General features: G+C 47.3%; 1 protein-coding gene. It reads right to left on the minus strand.

All coding sequences use genetic code 11. The features are described 5' to 3' along the window. Nucleotides 1-255 precede the first annotated feature (255 nt). Nucleotides 256-498, minus strand: a complete 243-nt coding sequence (locus OGV69_RS01280; RefSeq protein WP_069325488.1) for a DinI family protein — start codon at nt 496-498, stop codon at nt 256-258. Nucleotides 499-537: the final 39 nt, after the last annotated feature.

Raw genomic sequence — 537 nt, forward strand, 5'->3', positions numbered from 1 at the left:
GACCTGCGCGTTGAGATGCCCCATAACAGCCCATGGAATATCAAACAGCTTGAGGCACAGGAAGCCAGAGAAAAAGCTGAGCGCGAGCGCCAGGAAAATCAGCAGGATGCCCAGTTGTAAAAATGGATAGTTGCCGCAACCACACCGTATGCAAGAGCATGATTGCGGCCGACTGGCGAACGTTCGATAGTGCGAGTATTGAATGATAGCCAGTCACGGCGGATTGTACTTAAGCGATATGGCGGTTCAAGGTGCTTAATCTGAAACCAGCCACATATCAGCCTCTTCAAACATTTCCTGAACAGTACGGCTTATCTGTTCTTTCTCATGCTTGCTAGCGTCAGTATTGATCGCCGGCAGTGTCATCATCGGTTTAACCCTGACATCAGCGTCGGGGAAAATCCGGTGAATCCTCTTAATCAATTCGCCCAGAATGATATCTTTTGCACCGGGCAGCCCATCAAAATTCCTTTTGTCATAAACGAGTTCCACGAACATGCTTTAACTCCTCTTTACTGTGTTTAATGTCAGTATATA

It is taken from the genome of Citrobacter sp. Cc139 (genome assembly GCF_030334645.1).
GTDB lineage: Bacteria > Pseudomonadota > Gammaproteobacteria > Enterobacterales > Enterobacteriaceae > Citrobacter > Citrobacter werkmanii.

Excerpts from the sequence above, each read along its gene's own strand:
- OGV69_RS01280 (WP_069325488.1), bottom strand. The coding sequence starts at position 498 with ATGTTCGTGGAACTCGTTTATGACAAAAGGAATTTTGATGGGCTGCCC.